We start from the raw sequence: 24,260 nt of genomic DNA, 5'->3' as shown, positions 1-24,260 counted from the left end.
GATCCGGCCACCTTAGAGAAGGTGCGTGCCGTCTACACCGGTAATTCCGAGATGCGGACCCTCAGTTGGCTTCGGCCGCCGGCTTCCAGGTGTCACCGCCCAGCGGGAAGGCGTACCCGGGCCGCCCGTTGTCGCCGCTGGTGCGGAACGGCCGGCCGTCGTCGCCGATCAGCAGCGTGCCGTGCCGCGTCCCGCTGGACCATGACAGCTCCAGGTACCAGCTGACGTCGTACGCGGAGGCGTCGGCCGTGACATAGATGACCTCGGGGTCCGAACGGCTCACCTTGAACGGGAAGTTCTGGTGTCCGGACTCCGGTACGACCTGGGGGCGCAGGGCGTCCAGGGCGACCGTGAAGGAACGCGTCGGCACGCCCCCGCCGCAGCCCACGCCCGGATAGCCCATGGCGTAGTCGTTCCAGGCGAGCGGCGCCCGCCGGCCGGCCGTGCGTACGGACATCCCCTCGAGTACGACCGTGTCGGCGCCGGTTCCCTGCACGGTGAGCGTGACGTACTGCTCCCCCGCCGACACCGCCTTGTGCACGGCCACCCAGGCGGGCGCGTCCTGCTCCAGCGGGGGCGGGGAGACGTCGTTCGGCGCGCGGTCGATCAGATAGTGCTGGGAGCAGGGGCTCTGCCAGGAGTACGGGTGGGTGGTGACCGTGAGGGGCACGCCGGTGGCGGTGTCCGAGGCGCCGCTCGGCTTGTCACCGGGCGGGGTCGACGTGCGGGACGGGGAGGACGGTGTGGCCGAGCGGGGGGAGTCCGTCCCGTGCTCCGCACCGGCCGTCGGCGCCTTCTGCCGTACGGGGGCGGAACCCGCGGTGGCCGAGCCGCCCTTTCCGTTTCCGTCCATGTCCGGGCCGGCGGAGGGCCGGCTGAGGGCGAGCGCCGCGGTGCCGAGCAGGGCGGTGCAGGCGAGGGCGGCGAGGAGTACGACGGTGCGGGTACGGCGCCGGGAGCGGGGCCGGGCGTCGGACACCGGGTCGGGGACATCGGACACGGGCGGCACCAGCTCCGGGACGGACACCGCCTCGGGCTCCGGGACAGGCACCGCCTCCGGCTCCGGCTCCGGCTCCGCCTCCGGGACACCCGGACCCGGCTCCTTCCTCCCCCGCCCGGCGTCCGCCAGCACCCACCGCCGATGCAGCTCCACCAGTTCCTCCGGCGTGGCCCTGCACAGGCGGGCGAGGCGTTCGACGGGGGCGTAGTCGGTCGGTACGGCGTCCCCGTTGCAGTAGCGGTGGAGCGTCGACGTACTCATGTGGAGCCGCTTGGCGAGCGTGCCGTAACTGTGTCCGGAGCGGTTCTTCAACTCCCGCAACAGGCCGGCGAAACCGCTGTCCATGGTGCTGTCCGCCACCGTCTCCCTCTCCCCCTCGTCCCATCCCGGCGTTCCAGGGAGGGAATGTTTGCGCAGGTCAGTGCCTATGCGGGCGTTCCAGCGTCCCGGATTGCCGGTAGGCCCTGGCCGCCGGGACAAGGCTCCGCACAGGCTGTGACTCATCCAAACACGCCAACCGGCCCAGCCCGAAAGAGGACTTGCCATGCGTATGCGCCACATCCGTCTGCTCGCCGCCACCGGCACCGCGGTGACCGCCCTCGCGCTCAGCGCGTGTGGCGGCAACGGGACGGGGACGAAGGACGAGGGCGCCGCGCGGTCGGGGTCCCCGACGACGTCGGCGGCAGCCGGCCAGACCCCCTCCGCCACCCCCACCACCGCGGCCGGCGCAGGCACGGCGAACGGCACGTCCGTGACCAGCACCCACGGGCCGGGCACCAAGCCGGGCGGCGGCGGCAAGACGACCGGAACCGGACCCGGCACGGGTAGCGGCACCGCTTCCTCGCCCGTCCTCTGCAACGGCGCGAACACCCGCGTCACCGCCCGGTCGGTCACCCGCCCCCTGAACCACATGCTGATCACGGTGACGAACACGGGCAGCAGGACCTGTGAGCTGCCGTACTACCCGGTGCTGCGCTTCGACGAGATGCAGTGGGCGCCGCAGGGGGCGAAGGCCACCCAGCCGCAGGCGGTGACGACGCTGAAGCCCGGCGAGTCGGGGTACGCGGGCGTGCTGCTGTCGGCCGCCGACGGCAGCGGCGAGGGCGGGACGACCGGTCACCGGCTGACGGTGATGTTCCAGGGCCGCACGCCGAACAGCGACGGCGGCCCGGCCGCGATCCCGGCCCTGCCGGCGAAGGGTGTCTACTACGACAGCTCGCTGACCGTGACGTACTGGCAGCAGAACCGGGAAGACGCCCTCAACTGGTGAGCCCCGCAAGGGACTAGCGCAGCTTCTGCGCCGCTTCCGTCGCCCAGTAGGTGAGGATGTTCCGGGCGCCGGCCCGCTTGATGCCCGTCAGGGTCTCGAAGATGGCCCGGTCCCGGTCCACCCAGCCCTTCTCTGCGGCGGCCTCGATCATGGAGTACTCGCCGGAGATCTGGTACGCGGCGACGGGCACGTCCACGCTGTCGGCGACCCGGGCGAGGATGTCGAGGTACGGCCCGGCCGGCTTGACCATCACCATGTCGGCGCCCTCGGCCAGGTCCAGCTCCAACTCCCGTAGGGACTCGCGCCAGTTGGCCGGGTCCTGCTGGTACGTCTTGCGGTCACCCTCGAGCGAGGAGGCGACGGCCTCGCGGAAGGGGCCGTAGAACGCGGAGGAGTACTTGGCGGTGTAGGCGAGGATCGCCACGTCCTCCCGCCCGATCTGGTCGAGCGCGTCGCGGACGACGCCGATCTGGCCGTCCATCATCCCGCTGGGGCCCACGACATGGGCTCCGGCGTCGGCCTGTACCTGGGCCATCTCGGCGTACCGCTCCAGGGTGGCGTCGTTGTCGACCCGCCCCTGCGCGTCGAGCACACCGCAGTGCCCGTGATCGGTCGTCTCGTCGAGACACAGGTCGGACATGACGAGCAGATCGTCGCCGACCTCGGCGCGTACGTCCCGGATGGCGACCTGAAGGATGCCGTCCGGGTCCGTCCCCGGGGTCCCGAGGGCGTCCTTCTTCCCCTCCTCCGGCACGCCGAACAGCATGATCCCGGAGACACCGGCCTCGACGGCCTCCACGGCGGCCTTCTTCAGGCTGTCGCGGGTGTGCTGCACGACCCCGGGCATGGCGGCGATCGGCACGGGCTCGCTCACGCCCTCCCGGACGAACGCCGGAAGGATGAAGTCGGCGGGATGCAGGCGGGTCTCGGCGACCATCCGGCGCATGACGGGCGAGGTCCGCAGCCGCCGGGGACGCGTACCGGGAAAGGATCCGTACTTCGTCATGCCTTCTACGCTACGCCCGCCCCGCACCCCCCTTTGCCAACACGGTGTCGGCCCGGTCAAGGGCCCATAGAGAACCCACAGACACCGCATTCACGGGCATAGCGGCCCCCGCATACGAAGTCTTTGCGCTCCCCTGGCCGTCTCTGGAACCGCGGGCCTCCCCAGCGTTCTACGCGCGTGGTGTCATGCCCGCGCCACCCCCACTCCGGCGCATTCTCCCCACCCACAGGAGTCACGCATGCTGCGGAAGGTCCTCACCCGTGCGGCCATCGCCCTGACCGCCGGTGCGGCCGTGGTCGTCACCGCCGTCCCCGCGAACGCGGCGAGCTACTCGGCGTTCGCCTTCTCCCGGACGACCGGCCAGCCCCAGATCTACGACTTCATCAACTCGGCCACCACCTCCCTCGACATGACGATGTACGAGCTGGAGGACACGACGGCCGTCAACGACCTCATAGCCCTGAAGAACAAGGGCGTCACGGTCCGGGTCGTCCTCGACCGCCAGCACCAGAGCGCCAACAGCTCGGCCTACACGTCCCTGAAGAACGCGGGCATAGGCGTCGTCTGGTCCTCCTCCGCCTACGTCTACACCCACCAGAAGACGATCACGGTCGACGGCGTCAAGTCCCTGATCCTGACCGGGAACCTGACCTCGCAGTACTACCCGACCGGCCGCGACTACGGCGTCTTCACCGACGACACGCGGGATGTGGCGGCGATAGAGAAGGTCTTCAACGCCGACTACGCCGGCACCTCGGTCACCCCCACCGACGGCGACCACCTCCTGTGGTCCCCCACGGACGCCCGCAGCCGCCTGGTGTCCTTCATCAACTCCGCGACCAAGACCCTGGACGTGGAGGAACTCGAGTTCAGCGACAGCACGGTCGTCAACGCGATCGTGGCCCGCGCCAAGGCCGGCGTGACGGTCCGCGTGGTCCTGGAGAGTCCTTCCAGCTACTCCACCGAGGTCTCCGAGATCAAGGCCGCCGGCGGCACGGTCGTCGGCTACTCCGACCCCAACGGCTTCTACATCCACGCCAAGGCGATGGTCGCCGACTACGGCCTCGCCACCCAGGAGGTCGAGGCCGGCTCCATGAACATCAGCAGCAACTCCCTGAGCAACAACCGGGAGTTGGGCATCATCCTGACCGGCACGGGCGTGGCCCAGCCGGTGGCGCAGACGATCGAGACGACGTTCGCCGGCGACTACGCGGGCGGCACGGGGGCGTGACCGAAGAGGGGCGGCTGGGTGCCGACCTGGGCACCCACCCGCCCCTCAGCGTCCACCGAACCCCGCGAGCACACGATCGACGATCTCCCTCCGGTCGTTGGCGCGCAGCAGCCCGGAACGGAATTGCTCCAGGCGGCGGATCACACTGAGCGGAACCCGCTCCGCCTCCATGTCGTCCACGCATCTGCCCACCGCCTGAAGCGCCCAGTACTGGTTGAAGGGCAACGGTTCGCCGGTCGCCGCCTCCACCAGCGCGCCGAGCACCTCCGGCTCCGGCAGCGCGTACAGGCGCGCGTAGGCCGCCAGGCGCAGTCCGGCGTCCTGGGAGCCGAGCAACGCGCCGGCGTCGAAGTCACGCACCCGCTGTGTCGCGCGCACCAAGCGGGCGAAGATCTGGTCCATCCGGTGATTCCGCGCCGGGCCGCTGCGCCGCTGCAGACGTACGTTCACGTATTCGGCGGCCAGTTCCCGGACCGCGTCCCAGGCGGCGGTGTCGTCCACGGTCCCGCCCTCGGGACCGTCACCGACGAGCGCCGCGTTCGCCGTCCGCTGGACGGCCTCGATCCTGCGCTCGATGTCCCGGAACTCGATCCTCCCGATGCCCGGCACCTCGATGCTCCGGAACAACTCGCTGAGCCACGGCACCACGGCCACCACCAGCAGCGTCACCGTGACCCCGTCGATCCGCAGGCTGGGCGCCAGGACGTGCACGACCGCGAGTCCTGCGCCGACGCATGTCAACACCAATGCGGCGGCACGACGCCGTAACCAATGAGCCCCACCCGAGCGCCGCTCCCGATCTCCCTCACCCATGCGGGTCAGCATCGCAGACAGCGGCAGCGGGGAGATCCAGTTCCGCCCACACCGTCTTGCACGGCACCGGCCCGCGCTGGACGCCCCAGCGGTCGGCCAACGTCTCGACCAGCAGCAGCCCATAGCCGGACTCGGCGGGTACGTCGGCCGAGGTACCGAGAGCAGGCGGGTGATCACCTCGGGCGTCGGTCACCTCGATGCGCAGGAGTCGCGGGGCCGTGACGGAGAGTGTGAGCCGAAAACTCCGGCCGGGCACGCGGCCGTGGAGCGCCGCGTTCGCCACCAGTTCGGCGACGATCAGCCGAGCCGGGTCCAACGGCAGCTCCCACGAACGCAGTTGCTCGGCCGCGAGCAGCCGGGCGAGACGGGCGCCGCGACGGGTCGGGGAGAGAGGGACGAAGAACCGGTGCGTTGGGGTGCGGAGGGTGGAGATTTGCTCATTCACATCACTCAGCGTGTCCACGCATGCATAGCTTGTGAAGAACGGCAGCCCGTGCGGACGGTTACTGTCCGTGCGGTGTCCGGTTCGGTCCGGGCCGTACGGGGTGGCTGGGCGGGGAAGGTGCGGCGGGAGGACGGCGGACGTGAGCGACTGGGACGCAGGGCTGGACGACGACGAGGCCGGGGGCGCGATGCGAGCCGTCGTACGGCAACTGAAGCTGTGGCGAGAGGCGGCGGGCCTCACCCAGGCCCAGTTCGGGGCGGCGATCGGATACGAGGAGGAGTCGGTCTCCTCCGTGGAGCGGATGCGGCGCATTCCACGGCCGGAGTATCTGGACGCGGCGGACGAGGTCCTGGGTGCGGGCGGCAAGATCGCGGCGATGAAGAAGGACGTGGCGGAGGCCCGGTACCCGAAGAAGGTGCGGGATCTGAAGAAGCTGGAGGCGGACGCGGTCGAGTTGTGCGCGTACAACAACTCTGTCATTGACGGGTTGTTGCAGACCGAGGCGTACGCGCGGTCAGTGTTCAGCGCTCGTCGGCCGCCCTTCACCGCGGACGAGTTGGAGCGTCGACTGGCGGCCCGTGTGGCACGCCAGGGGATCATCGACGACAGGACGGCTCGGCCCGTCTTCAATTTTGTCCAGTGTGAGTCGACGCTCCGTCGGCCCATCGGCGGCAAGATGGTCATGCGTGGGCAGCTCGAACGACTACTGGAGGCAGCCGAGTTCCATAACGTCGACCTCCAGGTGCTTCCGCTGGGTCGCGAGGAGAACTCAGGGCTGGCCGGCTCGTTCAGGATGCTCAGGCTCAAGGACGGCACCACGGTCGGACTCGTCGAGGTGCAGCACATCAGCCGGGTGATCGCAGACCCGAAAGAGGCCCAACTCCTCGACATGCGCTATGGAATCATCCGGGCACAGGCTCTCAGTCCACGGGAGTCGATGGCCCTCATCGAGAAAGTGCTTGGAGAGACATGAAGCTGGAGTGGATAAAGAGCAGCTACAGCACGGACGACGGGCCGTCCTGCGTCGAGGTCGCAACCGTCCCCGACCAGATCCTCGTCCGCGACTCCAAGAACCCCACCGGCCCCCGCCTCGCCCTCACCCCCACAGCCTGGGCGACCTTCCTGCCGTACGCCTCCGGGCGCTGACGCACGAGGATGGGCGGATCCGTACCGCGCGGGCGTGTCGCCCTGGCTCTGACGCCAGAGGCGTACGCGGGCGTGATCGCACTCCGCCCCGATGCCTGATCCCCGGCCTCGTCCCCGCTCACCCGCCCACCCTCCAGCCAACAGCTTCGGGTGGGCGGGTGGGCAACGTCAGGTCGTCGTACGGCGCCGCCGAGCCCCCGGTCGCCGCTCGCTCGGCCGCGTCACCGGGTCCCCGGCCTCCGCGGCGGCAGCGCGCCGCTTCATGCCGTACTCCGCCAGCGCTTCCGCCAGCTTGTGGACGGACGGTTCCGGGGCCATGACGTCGACCCGCAGACCGTGTTCCTCGGCCGTCTTCGCCGTAGCCGGGCCGATGCAGGCGATCACCGTCACGTTGTGCGGCTTGCCCGCGATGCCGACCAGGTTCCGGACCGTGGACGAGGACGTGAAGAGGACCGCGTCGAAGCCGCCGCCCTTGATCGCCTCCCGCGTCTCCGCCGGCGGCGGCGAGGCGCGCACGGTCCGGTAGGCCGTGACGTCGTCGACCTCCCAGCCCAGCTCGATCAGACCGGCCACCAGAGTCTCCGTGGCGATGTCCGCACGGGGGAGGAAGACACGGTCGATGGGGTCGAAGACCGGGTCGTACGGCGGCCAGTCCTCCAGGAGGCCCGCCGCGGACTGCTCACCGCTCGGCACGAGGTCCGGCTTCACGCCGAAGGCGACCAGCGCCTTCGCCGTCTGCTCGCCCACCGCAGCCACCTTGATACCCGCAAAAGCCCGAGCATCAAGGCCGTACTCCTCGAACTTCTCCCGGACCGCCTTCACCGCGTTGACCGACGTGAACGCGATCCACTCGTAGCGGCCGGTCACCAGACCCTTGACCGCGCGCTCCATCTGCTGCGGGGTGCGCGGGGGCTCCACCGCGATCGTCGGGACCTCGTGCGGCACGGCGCCGTAGGACCGCAGCTGGTCGGAGAGCGACGCCGCCTGCTCCTTCGTGCGCGGCACGAGCACCTTCCAGCCGAACAGCGGCTTGGACTCGAACCACGACAGCTGGTCGCGCTGGGCGGCGGCGGAACGCTCACCGACCACGGCTATCACCGGCCGGCCGCCGTCGGGGGACGGCAGGACCTTCGCCTGCTTCAGCGTCTGCGCGATCGTGCCGAGCGTCGCCGTCCACGTGCGCTGGCGCGTCGTCGTACCGGCGATCGTGACCGTCAGCGGAGTGTCCGGCTTACGGCCCGCCGAGACCAGTTCGCCCGCTGCCGCGGCCACCGCGTCCAGGGTCGTGGACACGACCACCGTGCCGTCGGAGGCGCCCACCTCCGTCCAGCAGCGGCCGGAGGCCGTACGGGCGTCCACGAACCGGACGTCCGCGCCCTGCGCGTCCCGCAGCGGCACACCGGCGTACGCGGGCACGCCGACCGCGGCCGCCACACCCGGTACGACCTCGAAGGGCACACCGGCGGCGGCGCAGGCGAGCATTTCCTCGGCCGCGTACGTATCAAGTCCCGGGTCCCCGGACACCGCACGGACGACCCGCCTGCCGCCCCGCGCGGCCTCCATGACAAGATGAGCGGCATCCCGGGCAGGAGACGGGGCAGCGGCGGGTGTTGACGTGCCGTCAACGACCGTGAGCTGCGGCGTGCCCGTGCCCGGCGGCGACATGGAAGAAGCGTCCGTCGACACGACGGAGACGCCCTGCCGTGCGTGCGTCCGGATGACGTCGAGCACCTCGTGCTCGGCGATCAGGACGTCCGCGTGCGACAGTGCCTCCACGGCGCGCAGAGTCAGCAGTCCCGGATCCCCGGGTCCGGCACCGAGGAAGGTGACGTGCCCGTGTTCGAGGCCGGCGGGAAGGGTGGTGGGGCTCAATGTGCTCGCTCCCCCATCAGACCGGCCGCGCCCTGGGCGAGCATCCGGGTCGCGAGGTCGCGGCCGAGTGCGATCGCCTGGGTCTCCGTCTGGGGCACGGGACCGGTGGTGGACAACTGCACCATGCGGGTGCCGTCGGTCGTGCCGACGACGCCGCGCAGGCGCATTTCCTTGACAATCTGCCCGTCGGCCAGGAGGTCGGCCAGCGCGCCCACAGGGGCGCTGCAACCGGCCTCCAGGGCGGCGAGCAGTGACCGTTCGGCGGTCACGGCGACCCGCGTGAACGGGTCGTCGAGCTCACCGAGCGCGGCGATCAGGGCAGCGTTGTCCGCGGCACACTCGATCGCCAGTGCCCCCTGGCCGGGGGCGGGCAAAACCGTGTCGACCGACAGGAAGTCGGTCACCTCGTCGATCCGGCCGATCCGGTTCAGTCCGGCCGCGGCGAGCACGACGGCATCCAGCTCGCCGTCCCGCACATACCCGATCCGCGTATCCACATTCCCGCGGATCGGGACCGTCTCGATGTCCAGGCCGTGGGTGCGGGCGTACGCGTTCAGCTGCGCCATGCGACGCGGCGAACCGGTGCCGATGCGCGCGCCGCGGGGCAGGTCCGTGAACTTCAGGGCATCGCGCGCGACGATCACGTCGCGCGGGTCCTCGCGCTCCGGTACGGCGGCCAGGACCAGTTCCTCGGGCTGCGCGGTCGGGAGGTCCTTGAGCGAGTGAACCGCGAAGTCGACCTCGCCGCGTATCAACGCGTCCCGCAGCGCCGTCACGAAGACGCCGGTGCCGCCGATCTGCGCGAGGGCCTCGCGGGAGACATCGCCGTACGTCGTGATCTCGACCAGCTCCACGGGCCGCCCGGTCACCTGGCGGACGGCCTCCGCCACCTGGCCGGACTGGGCCATGGCGAGCTTGCTGCGCCTGGTCCCCAGCCTCAGTGCCTTCTCAGTCATGCCGGTCGGTCCTTCGTGTCTGTGCTGTCCTCGGCCCGGGAGACGGAGGCGACCGTCTCGGGGTCGAGGTCGAACAGGGTGCGCAGCGCGTCCGCGTACCCGGCGCCGCCGGGCTCGGCTGCGAGCTGCTTGACCCGTACGGTCGGCGCGTGCAGCAGCTTGTCGACGACCCGGTGCACGGCCTGCCGGATCTCACCGCGCTGGCGTTCGTCCAGGTCGGGCAGGCGGCCGTCGAGCCGCGCGATCTCACCGGCGACGACGTCGGCGGCCATGGTGCGCAGCGCGACCACGGTCGGCGTGATGTGCGCCGCCCGCTGTGCCGCGCCGAAGGCCGCGACCTCGTCGGAGACGATACGCCGGACCTGGTCCACATCGGCCGCCATCGGCGCGTCGGCGGAGGCTTCCGCCAGCGACTCGATGTCCACCAGCCGCACCCCGGCCAGCCGGTGCACGGCCGCGTCGATGTCGCGGGGCATGGCCAGGTCGAGGAGGAAGAGGAAGGGCGCCGGGCGCTCGGCCACCGGCTCCGGCCTGCGCCGCTCGGGGATCCGGCCCACCGTGGCGGCGGTCGCGGCGAGCGCGGTGATCAGCTCGGCATCCGCCTCGGGCGTACGACGCTCCCGGCGGTCCACCGTGCCGCCCGCGACCCAGGCCGCGTGCTGCTCCAGGGTGGCCGCGTCCATCCCGGCGACGGCGGCCTCGCCCATGAGCGAGAACCCGGGCTGTACGGCGGCCAGGTCCAGGGGGCAGTTCTCGTCGGCGGAGGCGCCGGCGGGCGCGGGCAACGTCTTCGTGCTCACCGCGGTGAACGCGGTCTCGGCGACAGCCTGCCCGGTGCGTCCCTCGACCGCCCGCACGATCGCCTCCGCCGTCAGCACCAGGCCCGTCGCCCCGGTACAGGAGACGACGACGTCGGCACGTGTCAGCTCGTCCGGCACGGCGGACATCTCGACCGCGCGGGCGGTGACCGCGTTGTCGTCGGCGTCGGTCAGGCTGTGTCCATATTGCTCTTCGAGCAGGTGAGCCAGGCGCTCGGCGCGGTCGAAGGTGCGGTTGGCGACGACGACCTCGGCGACCCCGGCCCGCGCGAGCGTGGCGGCGGCCAGTGAGGACATCGACCCGGCGCCGATGACCAGCGCCTTCTTGCCCCGCGCCCAGCCGGGGACCTCGGTCCCGGCGGCCAGCTGCTCCAGGCCGAAGGTGACCAGGGACTGGCCGGCCCGGTCGATGCCGGTCTCGGAGTGGGCGCGCTTGCCGACTCGCAGGGCCTGCTGGAACAGGTCGTTGAGGAGGCGGCCGGCGGTGTGCAGCTCCTGCGCCTTGGCCAGGGAGTCCTTGATCTGGCCGAGGATCTGCCCCTCGCCGACGACCATCGAGTCCAGACCGCAGGCCACCGAGAACAGATGGTGGACGGCCCGGTCCTCGTAGTGCACGTAGAGGTAGGGGGTCAGCTCCTCGAGGCCGACGCCGCTGTGCTGGGCGAGCAGCGTGGACAGCTCGGCGACACCGGCGTGGAACTTGTCCACGTCGGCGTACAGCTCGATGCGGTTGCAGGTGGCCAGCACCGCGGCCTCGGTGGCGGGTTCGACGGCGACCGTGTCCTGCAGCAGCTTGATCTGGGCGTCCGCGCTCAGCGCGGCCCGCTCCAGCACGCTCACCGGAGCGCTGCGGTGGCTCAGTCCGACGACGAGGAGACTCATGCCGGCATCACGGCGGGTACGTCCCCGTCGGGCCCTTGATCGGCGGAGTCGTCACGGGTGCCGGCGGGCAGGGAGCCGACGTCACCGGCCGCGGTCTCCATGGTGGTCTCCTCGCCGGCCTTGCGCTGCTCGTGGAAGGCGAGGATCTGGAGTTCGATCGACAGGTCGACCTTGCGCACGTCGACGCCGTCGGGGACGGACAGCACGGTCGGCGCGAAGTTCAGGATGGAGGTGACCCCGGCGCTCACGAGGCGGTCGCAGACCGGCTGGGCGGCGCCGGCCGGGGTGGCGATGACGCCGATGGAGACCCCGTTGTCCTTGATGATCTTCTCGAGGTCGTCGGTGTGCTGCACCGGGATGCCGGCGACAGGCTTGCCCGCCATCGCCGGATCGGCGTCGATCAGCGCGGCGACGCGGAAGCCACGGGAGGCGAAACCGCCGTAATTGGCCAGCGCGGCGCCGAGGTTACCGATACCGACGATCACGACCGGCCAGTCCTGGGTCAGGCCGAGTTCGCGGGAGATCTGGTAGACGAGATACTCCACGTCGTAGCCGACACCGCGCGTTCCGTAGGAGCCCAGGTACGAGAAGTCCTTGCGCAGCTTGGCGGAGTTGACCCCCGCCGCGGCCGCGAGCTCCTCGGAGGAGACCGTGGGTACCGAGCGCTCCGACAGTGCGGTCAGGGCTCGGAGGTACAGCGGAAGCCGGGCGACGGTGGCCTCGGGAATCCCTCGGCCACGGGTCGCCGGTCGGTGTGTTCGGCCAGTTGCCACGGTGCTCCTGCGGGTAGAGCGGGGCTGCAGGCGGTCATACGTCCCCAGACCGCCCCGTCGACAGCAGGCTATGTCTTTGTGAACGCGTGCACAAAGATGGTGTCCGATTTGCCCGGCAGAAGTGACCGGGGTCACGCGACCGCGGCACCCTCGGCGGGAACCGGCGCACGACCACATCCGTTCCTTCGGTATAGGGGGCAAAACCGCACACTCTCCTCACAAATCCCGCCCCCGAGACCAAACCGCCGTCGATCCTAAGCGACTTTCCGGCCAGTTTGGACTAGTCGGTCAGTGCCCGGCGCAGTCGCTCCTCGTTCACGCGCCAGAAGGTGTGCTGTTCACCATCGATCAGTACGACCGGAATCTGCTCCCAGTACTGATCGTGCAGCGCCTGGTCCTGGGTGATGTCCTTCTGCTCGACGGGGACCCCCAGGTCACCGCAGACCTTCTCGATCACCAGCTGCGCGTCGTCGCACAGATGACAGCCGGGCTTGCGGATCAGGGTGACCAGCCGCTCGTGCGGGGCGGCCTTACGGCGGAAGAGTGGGCTCATGCCGGCCATTCTCGCGCGCGCCCGACGGCCGGTACGCGCGCCTGCTTAACGGCTCGGTAGCGGACTGTTCACACCGTTCCAACCTCTCGACTCCGGAAGCACCGAACAAACTGGCTATGCTCACGGCATGGCCGCTCTAGGATGGCTCACTCCCCGTAGGCGCTCCGCCACGGCGCGGAGCGTGTTGGCAGGCGAGGCCTCGGCGGAGGCCGCCCGCAAGTCCTCGCAGGAGGCGCAGGCGCAGGCGCCGGTCGCGCGGGCGGAACCGGAGTTCCCGGTCATCGGCGACACCAGGGCAGCCGCGTTCTTCGACCTCGACAACACCGTGATGCAGGGCGCCGCGCTGTTCCACTTCGGCCGCGGCCTGTACAAGCGCAAGTTCTTCGAGACCCGCGACCTCGCCAGATTCGCCTGGCAGCAGGCGTGGTTCCGGCTCGCCGGCGTCGAGGACCCCGAGCACATGCAGGACGCCCGCGACTCGGCGCTGTCGATCGTCAAGGGCCACCGGGTCGCCGAGCTGGAGTCGATCGGCGAGGAGATCTACGACGAGTACATGGCCGACCGCATCTGGCCCGGCACCCGCGCCCTGGCCCAGGCCCACCTGGACGCGGGCCAGAAGGTCTGGCTGGTCACCGCCGCCCCGGTGGAGATCGCCCAGGTGATCGCCCGCCGCCTCGGCCTCACCGGCGCGCTCGGCACGGTCGCGGAGTCGGTCAGCGGCATCTACACCGGCAAGCTGGTCGGCGAGCCGCTGCACGGCCCGGCCAAGGCGGAGGCGGTGCGCGCCCTGGCCGCCGCGGAGGGCCTGGACCTCGCCCGCTGCGCGGCCTACAGCGACAGCCACAACGACATCCCGATGCTCTCCCTGGTCGGCCACCCCTACGCCATCAACCCGGACGCCAAGCTCCGCAAACACGCCCGGGAGAAGGACTGGCGCCTGCGGGACTACCGCACGGGCCGCAAGGCGGCGAAGGTCGGCATCCCGGCGGCGGCGGGCGTCGGTGCGGTCGCCGGTGGCACCGCGGCGGCGATCGCGCTGAGCCGACGCCGCCGATAGGCGACGCCACCACTCCCTGAAACCACCTCTGGCCGCGCGCGCCCGAATTATGCCGCGGCCATTTCAACACGCCCTGTACCTCACCGAAACAGGCCTGTTTTCGATCAACAACCGATCAAGCTACGGCACTTGATACGGCGTCAATGTGCAACAGAAGCGACGCAATCGATGATTTGAGCAACTCGGTGTAGCAGTGCCTGCACGAAGCGTTATTCTCCTCAGACGCAAACCGGTACCCCCTCCGTCGCTACGACGGGTGAATGGTCCCGCACTGCACGTGATGGAAGCTCTGCCTCTGGGAGTCCCGTGTACCCACACGTCGGGGTTGACGCCTCGGGCCTGGCTACGCTGCGCGCAACAGTCGCAACGGTCAAAGAGACGCTGCGCGGCCTTGTCCCGACCGCGTACGCCGTCCCCGCCTTCGCCACCGCCGCGCCCGCCGGCCCGTGCTACGCACTGGCCGAGGGCAGCGCCGCAGTCGGCAGACGAGGCCGCGCCTCCGGCGCCGCCACCACCGCCCGCCGCCCGGCCGCCGACAGCGACAGCGCCCGGATGATGGACCTGGTCGAGCGGGCGCAGGCCGGCGAGGCCGAGGCCTTCGGCCGGCTGTACGACCAGTACAGCGACACGGTGTACCGGTACATCTACTACCGCGTCGGCGGCCGGGCCACGGCCGAGGACCTCACGAGCGAGACCTTTCTGCGGGCGCTCCGCCGGATCGGCACGTTCACCTGGCAGGGCCGCGACTTCGGCGCCTGGCTGGTGACCATCGCCCGGAACCTCGTCGCCGACCACTTCAAGTCCAGCCGCTTCCGCCTGGAGGTCACGACCGGCGAGATGCTCGACGCCAACGAGGTCGAGCGCTCCCCCGAGGACTCCGTGCTGGAGTCGCTGTCGAACGCCGCGCTGCTCGACGCCGTACGGCGGCTCAACCCCCAGCAGCAGGAGTGCGTGACGCTCCGCTTCCTCCAGGGCCTCTCGGTCGCCGAGACCGCCCGTGTCATGGGCAAGAACGAGGGCGCCATCAAGACCCTCCAGTACCGCGCCGTCCGCACCCTGGCCCGGCTGCTGCCGGACGACGCCCGCTGAAACGGTCACCACGCTCGGCGACGCTCAACTCACGTTCTGTGAAGGCCGGTTGCCTTTCTGATCCGATCATCCGCCGTCCGTAACCCAAGTGCCGCGCCAGTCGTTGTGCGGGATACAGGCTCCCTGTGGTCACGTCCTGGCCGACCCTGATCGCTCGATCGTGTGGATCGGTCACGGGCGTGCAACCCTCAGGACCCCCTGGGGAGTCGACCGTCATGACGAGAGGAGGTGCCGCCAGTGATCGCGAACGTATCGGCGCACCGGCGGGCGAACGCCTTCGCCCAGGCCCTGGACGAGCAGTCCGACCGGGACACGGCGGCCGAGCGGTCAGCACCGGCGGAATCACCGCCGGCCACCGAGGAACCGTCCGGGCAGGGCGAGCTGCTGGCCCTCGCGGCGGATCTCGGCGCGCTGCCCAAACCGCAGCTCGACCCCGAGGTCAAGGTCGTCCAGCGCGCCCAGCTGGTGGCCGCGATGGAGGCCATGCTCCAGGAGGGAACCGGAGCGGCGGATGCGTCGGTACCCGAACAACGGACCAGAAGCCGGGGTGCGCACCGGGCGAGCCCGCTCGGCAAACTCCGGCCCCGTTCCCGGCTGACCAAGGGGCTCGCGGCGGGCGGGCTGAGCGTGGGCGTGGCCGCCGGAGCCTTCGGCGGAGTCGCCGCCGCCAGCTCCGACGCCCTGCCCGGTGACTCCCTCTACGGCCTCAAACGCGGCATCGAGGACTTCAAGCTCAACTACCTGACCGACGGCGACAACGCCCGCGGCCAGACCTACCTCGACCAGGCGTCCACCCGGCTCAGCGAGGCCCGCCGGCTGATGGAGCGCGGCCGCGGCGGACACCTCGACCACGAGTCCATCGGCGAGATCCGGCGCACGCTCTCCGGCATGCAGCGCGACGTCACCGAGGGCCACCGGCTGCTGCACGAGGCGTACGAGGCCGACCCGGACTCCCTGGGCCCCATCCAGGCCCTGTCGACCTTCTCCCGGTCCCACCGCGAGGCCTGGAGCGCGCTCAGCGACAGGCTGCCGGTGCAGCTCGGGGACGTCAAAGAGCAGGTGTCGTCGGTCTTCGACGCCATAGACCAAGAGGTCGCCCCCCTGGAGTCCCGCCTCCCGAAACCCCCGTCCGGCACCGGGACACACCAGGGCACCGGCTCGACCTCACCGGACCCCTCGGGCAACCACCGCGGCTCCACCGCCCCCAGCGCGTCCGGCTCCACCCCGTCCACCGGCAAACACGCCCGCCCGAACGACCCGACCGGCTCGGCCACCGGCACCACCGGCGACGGCCTCCTCGGCGGCAACACGGGCGGCCTCCTGGACCCGCCCAGGACAGGCACGGGCGGCACCACCACCCAACCCACCGGCAACCCCTCGACCCCGGCCCCGGACGTCACCCTTCCCCCGCTCCTCCCCGGCCTCCTGCCGGGGCTGGGGATCGAGGGTGAGGACGCGAACTAGGGCAGTACACCGGTTACGACAGCGGGGGCGCCCCACCCGAGCATGGGCGCCCCCGCTGTCGTACGGGCAACGTCAGAAGAACACCGACCGCCGCTGCACCAACAACTTGTACAGCGTGTGCTGGATCTGTTCCCGCACCTGGTCGGTGAGGTTGAACATCAGCATCGGGTCCTCGGCGGCCTCCGGCGGATAGCCGTCCGTGAGGATCGGCTCGCCGAACTGGATCGTCCACTTCGTCGGCAGCGGAATCGCGCCCAACGGGCCCAGCCAGGGAAACGTCGGCGTCAGCGGGAAGTACGGGAAGCCCAGCAGCCGGGCCAGCGTCTTCGCGTTGCCGATCATCGGGTAGATCTCCTCCGCCCCGACGATCGAGCAGGGAATGATCGGCGCCCCCTGCCGCAGGGCCGTGGAGACGAAGCCGCCCCGGCCGAAGCGCTGGAGCTTGTACCGCTCACCGAAGGGCTTCCCGATCCCCTTGAACCCCTCCGGCATCACACCGACCAGCTCACCCTGCGCCAGAAGGCGTTCCGCGTCCTCCGCGCACGCCAGGGTGTGACCCAGTTTGCGCGCCAGCTCGTTCACCACCGGCAGCACGAAGACCAGGTCGGCGGCGAGCAGCCGTAGATGACGGTCGGCGGGATGGTGGTCGTGGACAGCGACCTGCATCATCAGGCCGTCCAGCGGCAGCGTCCCGGAGTGGTTGGCGACGATCAGCGCCCCGCCCTCGGCCGGGATGTTCTCGATGCCCTTCACCTCGACCCGGAAGTACTTCTCGTACACCGGCCGCAGCAGCGACATCAGGACCTGGTCGGTCAGCTCCTCGTCGAAACCGAAGTCGTCGACGTCGTAGTCCCCGGTCAGCCGGTGCCGCAGAAAGGCCAGCCCGGCCGCCACACGCCGCTCCAGACCGCCGTCCCGCCCGTCGGCACCCGACGGCCGGTCCGGTGCCTCCTCCGGCTTCTCCGGCCCTTCCGGCTCCTCCGCACGGCTCACCCGCCCATCGTCCCGCACCCGGCCCCGCCCCGGCAGCGGCTGGACCTCGCCCAGCCGCTCACCGGACTCACCGGACTCGCCGAGACCGCCGCGCCGGCCGCCCGCACTCCGGCGCCGCGCCGGGCGCGCTGCGGCGCCCCCGCGGGACCGGTCGTCGTCGAACGGAATGACCTTGGCATCCGCCATCGTTGCCGCTCTCCTCAGTTGGCGCTGTGCGTCGTGGACCGGCCGCCGCCCTTCGCGGCCAGCGCGGCGACGCGGTCGACGGCCCCCGCGAGGGCCTCCGGCGGCAGCAGGCCCGGGCCCTGGCCGCGTGCGAAGTCCGCGAACGTCTCCGCCGTCGTGTACCGGGGCGTGAAGCCGAGCGTCTCGCGCATCTGCCCGGTGTCCACCACCCGCCCGTGCGTGAGCAGCCGGATCTGCTCCGGTGAGAAGTCCGTCATACCGAGCGTACGCACCAGCGAACCCGCCCAGGTGACCGCGGGCAGCAGCAGCGGCACGGTGGGCCGCCCGAGCCGCCGCGAGCACTGCGACAGCAGCAGCACACCGTCCCCGGCGATGTTGAAGGTGCCGCTGTTGAGGGTGCCCCGGCGCGGCTCGTGCGAGGCGATCCGCAGCACCTCGACGACGTCGTCCTCGTGGACGAACTGCAGCCGCGGGTCGTAGCCGAACACGGTCGGCAGGACGGGCAGCGCGAAGTACGAGGCGAGCGGGGTGTCCGCGGTCGGCCCGAGGATGTTGGCGAAGCGCAGCACGCACACCGCGACGTCCGGCCGCCGCCGGGCGAACCCTCGCACGTATCCCTCGACCTCGACGGTGTCCTTCGCGAACCCGCCGCTCGGCAGCGACTTCGCCGACGTCGTCTCGGTGAACACGGCCGGGTCGCGGGGCGCGGACCCGTAGACGTTCGTACTGGACTTGACGACCAGCCGCTTGACAGCCGGCGACTTCTGGCAGGCGCCGAGCAGCTGCATGGTGCCGATGACGTTGGTCTCCTTGACCGTGGCCCGGTTGCCGCCGCCCAGCGCCGTGCCCGTCACGTCCATGTGGACCACCGTGTCCGCGCCGGTCTCGGCGAGCACCCGGGCTATCGTCGGCAGCCGGATGTCGGCCTGGATGAAGTCGGCCCCGCCCAGATGGTGCGCCGGCGGCACCGCGTCCACCGCGATCACCCGGTCGACCTCCGGGTCCCGCTGGATCCGCCGTACGAACCGGCCGCCCAGCTGCCGGGCCACTCCGGTGACGAGCACGACCTTCCCCAAGATCAGCGCCTTCCCTCGTACGTGATGCGTACGGTCAACCTAGCGGGTCGGTGTTGCGCTGTGATGACCCCCCGATGCGCGAGGTGACGGAAATTCACCGATCGGATCGATCGAATATGCGACCGGATATGCCTGTGGCCTCCCACCAATGGTGATGGGAGGCCACAGGGACACGCTCTCGCGCGCCGCCGCTTACTTCTTGTTGCGACGCTGAACGCGCGTGCGCTTGAGCAGCTTGCGGTGCTTCTTCTTGGCCATCCGCTTGCGCCGCTTCTTGATAACAGAGCCCACGACTACCCTCGCTCACTTCTCATCACTCGGTTGTTTGGGCGCCATGGGCCCACACGACCTACGAGGGGCTAGCCTACCCAACCGAGCGCCGAGGTCGTAATCGAGGGTGCTCCGGAACTTCCCGGAAGCGTTGTCAGGCCGTTTCCACCCCCACATAGCTGTCGCGAAGGTACTCGTGTACCGCTTGCTCCGGGACGCGGAACGACCGTCCCACCCGGATCGCGGGCAGATGACCGCTGTGCACCAGCCGGTACACGGTCATCTTCGACACTCGCATCACCGAGGCGACTTCCGCCACGGTAAGGAACTGAACCTCGTTCAGAGGCCTCTCGCCAGCTGCAGCCATGACACACCTGAACCTTCCGCACTCGACGGCCACCGGCTTCCCCTTCCGGTGACTCTTCGTCGCTGCGTGCTCACTCCCCAATGTAGGGGCGGGTGATGCGAGTGGGGAAGAGGTGCACCCATCGCAGGCCTACTGTGACAGACACGCTCGTTTGAGTACGTAGCGGGTAAGCGGGCGGTAGTACGCGGACCGCACACCGTCATCAACCGGAACGGCGACGGACACGGCCCCCTCGGCCTCCCCCACGAACAGCGCGGGATCGTCGACATCACCGAGCCCGATGGCCTCGAACCCCAGCTGACCTGCGCCGCAGACCCATCCATGATCCCCGACGACCAGTTCGGGCAGGGGTCCTGCGCCCTCCGCCGCGGCCTCCAGCACGACCCGAACCGGCAGCGGGGAATGACTGTGGACACCCGGCTCACAACCGGGGCGCTCGGCTCCTGGTTCCCGCACCAAGCCAACCCCTCGAACGTAGTCAAGGTAGTGGGTACGTAGACCGAACCGGGTCAATATGTCGACACAGCGACCCTGCGCCGAGGTGAGCACCTCACACCCCGCCGCCGAGAGCGCGTCCGCCAAGCCGGCGTAGAACCCGAGCAGCCGCCCCGGATGCCCGGTCCCGAACAGCACGGGCGCCCCCCGCCCGGCCACGTCCCGGATACGCTCGGCGAAGGCGTCCAGCGCGGCGACGGTCAGCTCCGGATCGATCACGTCGGGACCGGAAGTGTGCCGAGGATCAGCCGAAACCCCGCACTTCTCCGCCATCAGAGCAATCAAGTCCAGCTGCCCCCACGACCGTTGGGGATCAATCCCGATCAGAACCCGAGGATCCCGGGCAGCGAACAACCGATAACTCCGCAGGCTGTCCTCCCGAGAGGTCCTCACCTCCCCCGCCAGCCCCACAGCCACCAGATGCGCACGCAGACCCTCGGCGGTCACCACGGCTGAGATGCTCGCGCATCGGGGCAGGCGGCGGACGAGGTACGGGGGAAATGGGCACGGTTGGCGTAACGGCCTCCTACGGCAACAGCCCCCGCAGCGGAAACGCCGCCCGCCGAGTCGCCAGTACGGCCTGGTCGAGCCGGTCGGCGGGGTCGTAACCCGCCTCCCAGGACGCCCAGCTCACCGGCCACCGCCCATCGGTCATCCGCTGCGGCCCCAACTGCCGGGTCAAAGCGAACGCGTCCCGCCGCCACGCCTCCGGGATCACCGTCTCCGGAGCCACCGGCTTCCCCGCGGCGATCCCCACCAGATGCGTCCAGGACCGCGGTACGACGTCCACCACCGCGTACCCGCCCCCGCCCAGCGCGACCCACTTCCCGTCGGCGTACTCGTGCGCCAGCTCATGACACGCCACCTGCACCGCCCGCTGCGCGTCCAGCGAAACGGCCAGATGAGCCAGGGGATCCTCGAAGTGCGTGTCGGCCCCGTGCTGCGACACGACCACCTGCGGCCGGAACTCGGCGAGCAGCTCCGGCACCACCGCGTGAAACGCCCGCAACCACCCCGCGTCCCCGGTCCCCGCGGGCAACGCCACATTCACGGCGGCCCCCTCCCCGGCCCCGGCACCGACCTCCTCCGGCCACCCGGTCTGCGGGAACAACGTACGAGGATGCTCGTGCAGCGAGATCGTCAGAACCCGCGGATCCTCCCAGAACGCGGCCTGCACCCCGTCCCCGTGATGCACGTCCACATCCACGTACGCGACCCGCTCCGCCCCCAGCTCCAGCAGCCGGGCGATCGCCAGCGAGGCGTCGTTGTAGATGCAGAACCCCGACGCGCCCCCCGGCATCGCGTGATGCAGCCCGCCCGCGAAGTTCACGGCGTGCTCGACGTCGCCGCGCCACACCGCCTCCGCCGCCCCCACCGACTGCCCGGCGATCAGCGCGGACACCTCGTGCATCCCGGCGAACGCGGGATCGTCGACCGTACCGAGCCCGTACGACCCGTCCGCGCCCGCCGGATCGGCCGACGCGGCCTTCACGGCGTCGATGTAGTCCTCGCGATGCACCAGCCGCAGCGTCGACTCCCCGGCCGGCTTCGCCGCGACGACCTCCATCTCCCGGTCGAGCCCGAAGGCACGCACCAGTTTCCGGGTCAGTGCCAGCCGGACCGGATCCATCGGATGGTCCGGGCCGAAGTCATAGCCCGTTACTGCCTCGTCCCACATCAGCTGTGCGCGGCCGCTCATGCCCGCCACCGTATCGGTCCGGTTGAGCGGCGAACGATCTGGCGTACACCAGCGTCACCAGCACCAACACCATCGGCACCAGCATGGCCCCGCGATAGCTCCACGCATCGCCCAAGGCCCCCACCAACGGCGAACCGACCAGAAAACCCACGTAATTGAAAATATTGAGCCGCGCGACGGCCGCGTCCGAAGCCCCCGGGAACAGCCGCCCCGCCGCCGCGAACGTCTGCGGCACCAGCACGCACAGCCCCAGCCCCAGCAGCGTGAACCCGAGCATCCCCACCCACGCCCCGGGCGCCGAGGCCACGACCGCGAACCCACCGGCCGCCACCAGCGTCCCGAGCCGTACGACCGCCGCCGCCCCGAACCGCCGCACCCCGAAGTCCCCGATGGCCCGCCCCACCAACGTGGTCACCATGTACACGTTGTACGGCACGGTCGCCAACTGCTCGCTGCTGCCCAGCACGTCCTTCAGATACTTCGCGCTCCAGTTGGAGACGGTCGAGTCCCCGATGTAGGCGAAGGTCATCACCAGACACAGCGGCAGCAGCAGCTTGAAGACGACGCCCCCGCCCTGGGTGCCCTGCTCCTCCAAGGGCGCCGGATCCCCGTCGACGTACCACCGGCTCGCCACGAGCGTCGCCGGCAGCAGTACGGCCACCACCGGCAGATACGACACCCACAGCGCGAGATGCCAGTGCGCCCCGACCCAGGCCAGCGAGGCCCCCAGGATCCCGCCCAGGCTGTACGCGGCGTGGAAGCTGAGCATGATGCTGCGCCCGTACGACCGCTGCAGGCTCACCCCGAGCATGTTCATGGAGGCGTCCAGTGCCCCCACGGCCAGCCCGAACACCCCGAGCGCCACGGCCAGTTCGGCCATCTGCCCGCCGGCCCCGGCGCCGAACAGCGCCAGCAGCACCACGGGCTGGGAGCAGCGCAGCAGCCGACTGGGCCGTATCCGCTTCACCAGCTGCTCGGTGGTCACGCTGCCGATCCCGGCCAGGATCGGTACGGCGGCCAGGAAGACGGGCAGCAGCGCGTCGGAGACGCCGTACCGGTCCTGGATGGCCGGGATCCGCGTCACCAGGAGCGCGAAGGTGGCGCCCTGCGCGAAGAAGCTGAACGCCAGCGAGGCCCTACCGCGCCGCAGCACATCAGTCATGGCGGCGAGCGTAGGGCCCCTGGCTACCTGTGGGTAGATCCAGCCAAAGATGAATTTTCTTCAGCTTCATCGGGAGTCTCAGGCGGCGACAGCCACCACAGGCTGTCCGGCCGCCTGCCGGGCCTCGCCGTCCGCCACCTCGGCGGCGAGCATCTCCTCCATCGGCCCGACGGCCAGCCCTCCGCCGACCACGAACCCGATCACCATCGCGCCGATCAGGAAGACGGTGCCGAGCCACACCATCGTGTCCACGGGAATGGTGTACGCGCCCACAACGCGGGCCACGCACTCGGCGAGCAGCACCAGCCCCCAGACGGCCGAGAAGGCCTTCTCCTTGCTCCGGAAGGCGGCCGAGCGGACCGACGCCCCCGAGACGAGCCGCTGCCAGGCGGCCTCCCTGTCAGGGTCGCCCTTCACCAGGAAGGGCTTCATCCCGGCGGTCATCATCGGCTTGCCGAGCCAGACGGAGGCGAGGATCCCGAGGCCGATGACACTGCTGACCCCACTGTCCTTGGCGAGCATCAGCCGCGGGTCGCCGGAGACGAGACTCAGCAGCAGCGAGACGACGTTGACGACCAGGATGAGACCGGCGAGGCCGTTGGTCTTCCGCTCCCGCACCAGGCCCCACAGGGTCCGCACCGCCGGCACCACGCTGCTCCAGGCGAGGGAGGCGAAGGTGCTCATCCCGAAGGCGTCCTTGAAGAGGTAGTACGAACCGAGCGGCACGGCCACGTCCAGGAGCAGCGGCCGGAAGTTCTGGATCCCCGTGTTCTTCGTCATGCCCTCAGCTTCGCCGCCGCGAGGGGTCCGCCAGTAGAAACGATCGTCCGGAGGTCCGCATGACAATTGTCAGCCCCGCTCCGATGGCCGCTGTCATTTCAGCAGGTCAGTCAACTGCCCCATGTCACTGAAGAGTTGCCCGGCCTCGGCACCGGCGCGCAGCAGCCGCGACGGCGGGGTCATGGCGGTGAACCCGTACACGTCCATCCCGGCCGCCTGCGCCGCCAGCACCCCGAGCGGCGAGTCCTCGACGACCGCGCACCGCTCCGGCGCGACACCCATCCGCTCGGCCGCGTGGAGGAAGAGATCGGGCCACGGCTTACCCCGCCCCACGTCCTCCGAGCTGAAGATCCGCTCCTCCTCGAACCACCGGTCGAGCCCGGTCGTCCGATGCCCCACCCGGATCCGCGCATGACTCCCGGAGGAGGCCACACAGTACGGCACCCCGTCCCCGGCCAGCTCCTCCAGTACGTCGGTGACGCCGGCCACCGGCTCCAACTCCCGCTCGAACGCGGCGAACACGCGCGCGTGGAAGACGTCGTCGAAGTCGTCGGGCAACCGCTGCCCCGTACGCTCCAGCACCAGCTCGTGAATCCGGTGCATCGCCGACCCCATGTAGTCACGGATGGAGTCCTCGTACGAGGTCGGGTGCCCCAACTCGGTCAGATAAGCGGCGAGATGCCGATTGGATATGGGCTCGCTGTCGACGAGCACCCCGTCGTTGTCGAAGATGACCAGGTCGTAGCGCATGCTGTTGAGCATAAACGCAGAAAGGCCCACGCCGGATGGCGTGGGCCTTTCTCAAAATTTGTTCGGCGGCGTCCTACTCTCCCACAGGGTCCCCCCTGCAGTACCAT

General features: G+C 70.4%; 25 protein-coding genes. 7 read left to right on the top strand and 18 right to left on the bottom strand.

The genetic code is table 11. The features are described from left to right. Positions 1–61 precede the first annotated feature (61 nt). On the bottom strand, positions 62–1,360 hold the full coding sequence (locus ACH47Z_RS24560; RefSeq protein ID WP_399077096.1) for a helix-turn-helix domain-containing protein: 1,299 nt from the start codon (positions 1,358–1,360) through the stop codon (positions 62–64). Positions 1,361–1,544: 184 nt separating this feature from the next. On the opposite strand from ACH47Z_RS24560, the gene ACH47Z_RS24555 reads away from it, so the two are divergent. Then, entirely contained in the window at positions 1,545–2,270 is a 726-nt protein-coding gene (locus ACH47Z_RS24555; protein WP_399077094.1) for a DUF4232 domain-containing protein, read from the top strand. Between the two features lie 13 nt (positions 2,271–2,283). Here ACH47Z_RS24555 and hemB read toward each other — a convergent pair whose 3' ends face one another. Then, the gene (hemB, locus tag ACH47Z_RS24550; RefSeq protein WP_399077092.1) at positions 2,284–3,276 is read right to left on the bottom strand and encodes a porphobilinogen synthase; all 993 of its coding nucleotides are present in this window, start codon (positions 3,274–3,276) and stop codon (positions 2,284–2,286) included. A 238-nt stretch (positions 3,277–3,514) separates the two neighbouring features. Between hemB and ACH47Z_RS24545 the strand changes: the two genes are divergently transcribed. Beyond that, a complete protein-coding gene (locus tag ACH47Z_RS24545) occupies positions 3,515–4,507 on the top strand; it encodes a phospholipase D-like domain-containing protein (protein WP_399077090.1) in 993 nt (330 codons plus the stop codon). A gap of 45 nt (positions 4,508–4,552) precedes the next feature. Here the strand turns inward: ACH47Z_RS24545 and ACH47Z_RS24540 are convergent, their stop codons facing one another. Beyond that, on the bottom strand, positions 4,553–5,218 hold the full coding sequence (locus ACH47Z_RS24540; RefSeq protein ID WP_399077088.1) for a hypothetical protein: 666 nt from the start codon (positions 5,216–5,218) through the stop codon (positions 4,553–4,555). A 94-nt stretch (positions 5,219–5,312) separates the two neighbouring features. Further along, positions 5,313–5,765 (bottom strand): ATP-binding protein, encoded by a 453-nt coding sequence (locus ACH47Z_RS24535; protein WP_399077087.1) that lies wholly within the window; start codon positions 5,763–5,765, stop codon positions 5,313–5,315. Between the two features lie 139 nt (positions 5,766–5,904). Between ACH47Z_RS24535 and ACH47Z_RS24530 the strand changes: the two genes are divergently transcribed. Next, entirely contained in the window at positions 5,905–6,738 is an 834-nt protein-coding gene (locus ACH47Z_RS24530) for a helix-turn-helix transcriptional regulator (RefSeq protein WP_399077085.1), read from the top strand. Continuing rightward, positions 6,735–6,911: a DUF397 domain-containing protein gene (locus ACH47Z_RS24525; RefSeq protein ID WP_399077083.1), complete on the top strand. Its 177-nt coding sequence runs from the start codon at positions 6,735–6,737 to the stop codon at positions 6,909–6,911. The genes ACH47Z_RS24530 and ACH47Z_RS24525 overlap by 4 nt, the downstream gene beginning before the upstream one ends. 168 nt (positions 6,912–7,079) lie before the next feature. Here the strand turns inward: ACH47Z_RS24525 and ACH47Z_RS24520 are convergent, their stop codons facing one another. From ACH47Z_RS24520 to ACH47Z_RS24500, 5 genes are all read right to left on the bottom strand, one after another. Continuing rightward, positions 7,080–8,783: a uroporphyrinogen-III synthase gene (locus ACH47Z_RS24520; protein ID WP_399077081.1), complete on the bottom strand. Its 1,704-nt coding sequence runs from the start codon at positions 8,781–8,783 to the stop codon at positions 7,080–7,082. Continuing rightward, positions 8,780–9,739 carry a hydroxymethylbilane synthase gene (gene hemC, locus ACH47Z_RS24515; protein WP_399077079.1) on the bottom strand — a complete coding sequence of 320 codons (960 nt, stop codon included), beginning with the start codon at positions 9,737–9,739 and terminating at the stop codon, positions 8,780–8,782. The genes ACH47Z_RS24520 and hemC overlap by 4 nt, the downstream gene beginning before the upstream one ends. Further along, complete coding sequence (locus ACH47Z_RS24510) at positions 9,736–11,439, bottom strand: glutamyl-tRNA reductase (RefSeq protein ID WP_399077077.1); 1,704 nt, start codon at positions 11,437–11,439, stop codon at positions 9,736–9,738. Before ACH47Z_RS24510 ends, hemC begins: the two co-directional genes overlap by 4 nt. Continuing rightward, positions 11,436–12,212: a redox-sensing transcriptional repressor Rex gene (locus tag ACH47Z_RS24505; protein WP_399077075.1), complete on the bottom strand. Its 777-nt coding sequence runs from the start codon at positions 12,210–12,212 to the stop codon at positions 11,436–11,438. Before ACH47Z_RS24505 ends, ACH47Z_RS24510 begins: the two co-directional genes overlap by 4 nt. A 280-nt stretch (positions 12,213–12,492) precedes the next feature. Then, complete coding sequence (locus ACH47Z_RS24500) at positions 12,493–12,774, bottom strand: glutaredoxin family protein (RefSeq protein ID WP_399077073.1); 282 nt, start codon at positions 12,772–12,774, stop codon at positions 12,493–12,495. A gap of 118 nt (positions 12,775–12,892) precedes the next feature. On the opposite strand from ACH47Z_RS24500, the gene ACH47Z_RS24495 reads away from it, so the two are divergent. From ACH47Z_RS24495 to ACH47Z_RS24485, 3 genes are all read left to right on the top strand, one after another. Then, positions 12,893–13,822, top strand: coding sequence for an HAD family hydrolase (locus ACH47Z_RS24495; protein WP_399077071.1), 930 nt, complete (start codon positions 12,893–12,895; stop codon positions 13,820–13,822). A 306-nt stretch (positions 13,823–14,128) separates the two neighbouring features. After that, positions 14,129–14,911 (top strand): ECF subfamily RNA polymerase sigma factor, BldN family, encoded by a 783-nt coding sequence (locus ACH47Z_RS24490; RefSeq protein WP_399077069.1) that lies wholly within the window; start codon positions 14,129–14,131, stop codon positions 14,909–14,911. Positions 14,912–15,148: 237 nt separating this feature from the next. After that, positions 15,149–16,375 (top strand): DUF5667 domain-containing protein, encoded by a 1,227-nt coding sequence (locus ACH47Z_RS24485; RefSeq protein ID WP_399077067.1) that lies wholly within the window; start codon positions 15,149–15,151, stop codon positions 16,373–16,375. Positions 16,376–16,447: 72 nt separating this feature from the next. Here the strand turns inward: ACH47Z_RS24485 and ACH47Z_RS24480 are convergent, their stop codons facing one another. The 9 genes from ACH47Z_RS24480 to ACH47Z_RS24440 form a co-directional block, all read right to left on the bottom strand. Next, positions 16,448–17,554 carry a lysophospholipid acyltransferase family protein gene (locus ACH47Z_RS24480; RefSeq protein ID WP_399077065.1) on the bottom strand — a complete coding sequence of 369 codons (1,107 nt, stop codon included), beginning with the start codon at positions 17,552–17,554 and terminating at the stop codon, positions 16,448–16,450. A 14-nt stretch (positions 17,555–17,568) separates the two neighbouring features. Further along, the gene (locus ACH47Z_RS24475; protein WP_399077063.1) at positions 17,569–18,630 is read right to left on the bottom strand and encodes an NAD-dependent epimerase/dehydratase family protein; all 1,062 of its coding nucleotides are present in this window, start codon (positions 18,628–18,630) and stop codon (positions 17,569–17,571) included. Positions 18,631–18,822: 192 nt separating this feature from the next. Beyond that, positions 18,823–18,921, bottom strand: coding sequence for a 30S ribosomal protein bS22 (locus tag ACH47Z_RS24470; protein WP_003948845.1), 99 nt, complete (start codon positions 18,919–18,921; stop codon positions 18,823–18,825). A 133-nt stretch (positions 18,922–19,054) separates the two neighbouring features. After that, the gene (locus tag ACH47Z_RS24465; RefSeq protein WP_121791081.1) at positions 19,055–19,267 is read right to left on the bottom strand and encodes a helix-turn-helix domain-containing protein; all 213 of its coding nucleotides are present in this window, start codon (positions 19,265–19,267) and stop codon (positions 19,055–19,057) included. A gap of 129 nt (positions 19,268–19,396) precedes the next feature. Continuing rightward, positions 19,397–20,212, bottom strand: coding sequence for a phosphatase (locus tag ACH47Z_RS24460; RefSeq protein ID WP_399077061.1), 816 nt, complete (start codon positions 20,210–20,212; stop codon positions 19,397–19,399). A gap of 76 nt (positions 20,213–20,288) precedes the next feature. After that, the gene (locus tag ACH47Z_RS24455) at positions 20,289–21,461 is read right to left on the bottom strand and encodes an acetoin utilization protein AcuC (protein ID WP_399077059.1); all 1,173 of its coding nucleotides are present in this window, start codon (positions 21,459–21,461) and stop codon (positions 20,289–20,291) included. Continuing rightward, positions 21,412–22,623: an MFS transporter gene (locus tag ACH47Z_RS24450; protein WP_399077057.1), complete on the bottom strand. Its 1,212-nt coding sequence runs from the start codon at positions 22,621–22,623 to the stop codon at positions 21,412–21,414. The genes ACH47Z_RS24455 and ACH47Z_RS24450 overlap by 50 nt, the downstream gene beginning before the upstream one ends. A 78-nt stretch (positions 22,624–22,701) precedes the next feature. Then, positions 22,702–23,403, bottom strand: a complete 702-nt coding sequence (locus tag ACH47Z_RS24445) for a VC0807 family protein (protein ID WP_399077055.1) — start codon at positions 23,401–23,403, stop codon at positions 22,702–22,704. A 93-nt stretch (positions 23,404–23,496) separates the two neighbouring features. Next, the gene (locus ACH47Z_RS24440) at positions 23,497–24,153 is read right to left on the bottom strand and encodes an HAD family hydrolase (protein ID WP_399077053.1); all 657 of its coding nucleotides are present in this window, start codon (positions 24,151–24,153) and stop codon (positions 23,497–23,499) included. Positions 24,154–24,260: the final 107 nt, after the last annotated feature.

The sequence above is a fragment of the Streptomyces sp. NPDC020192 genome (genome assembly GCF_044388685.1).
Taxonomy (GTDB): domain Bacteria; phylum Actinomycetota; class Actinomycetes; order Streptomycetales; family Streptomycetaceae; genus Streptomyces.
Note: the sequence above shows the minus strand (reverse complement) of the source record. Positions and strands in the feature narration are given on the sequence as shown.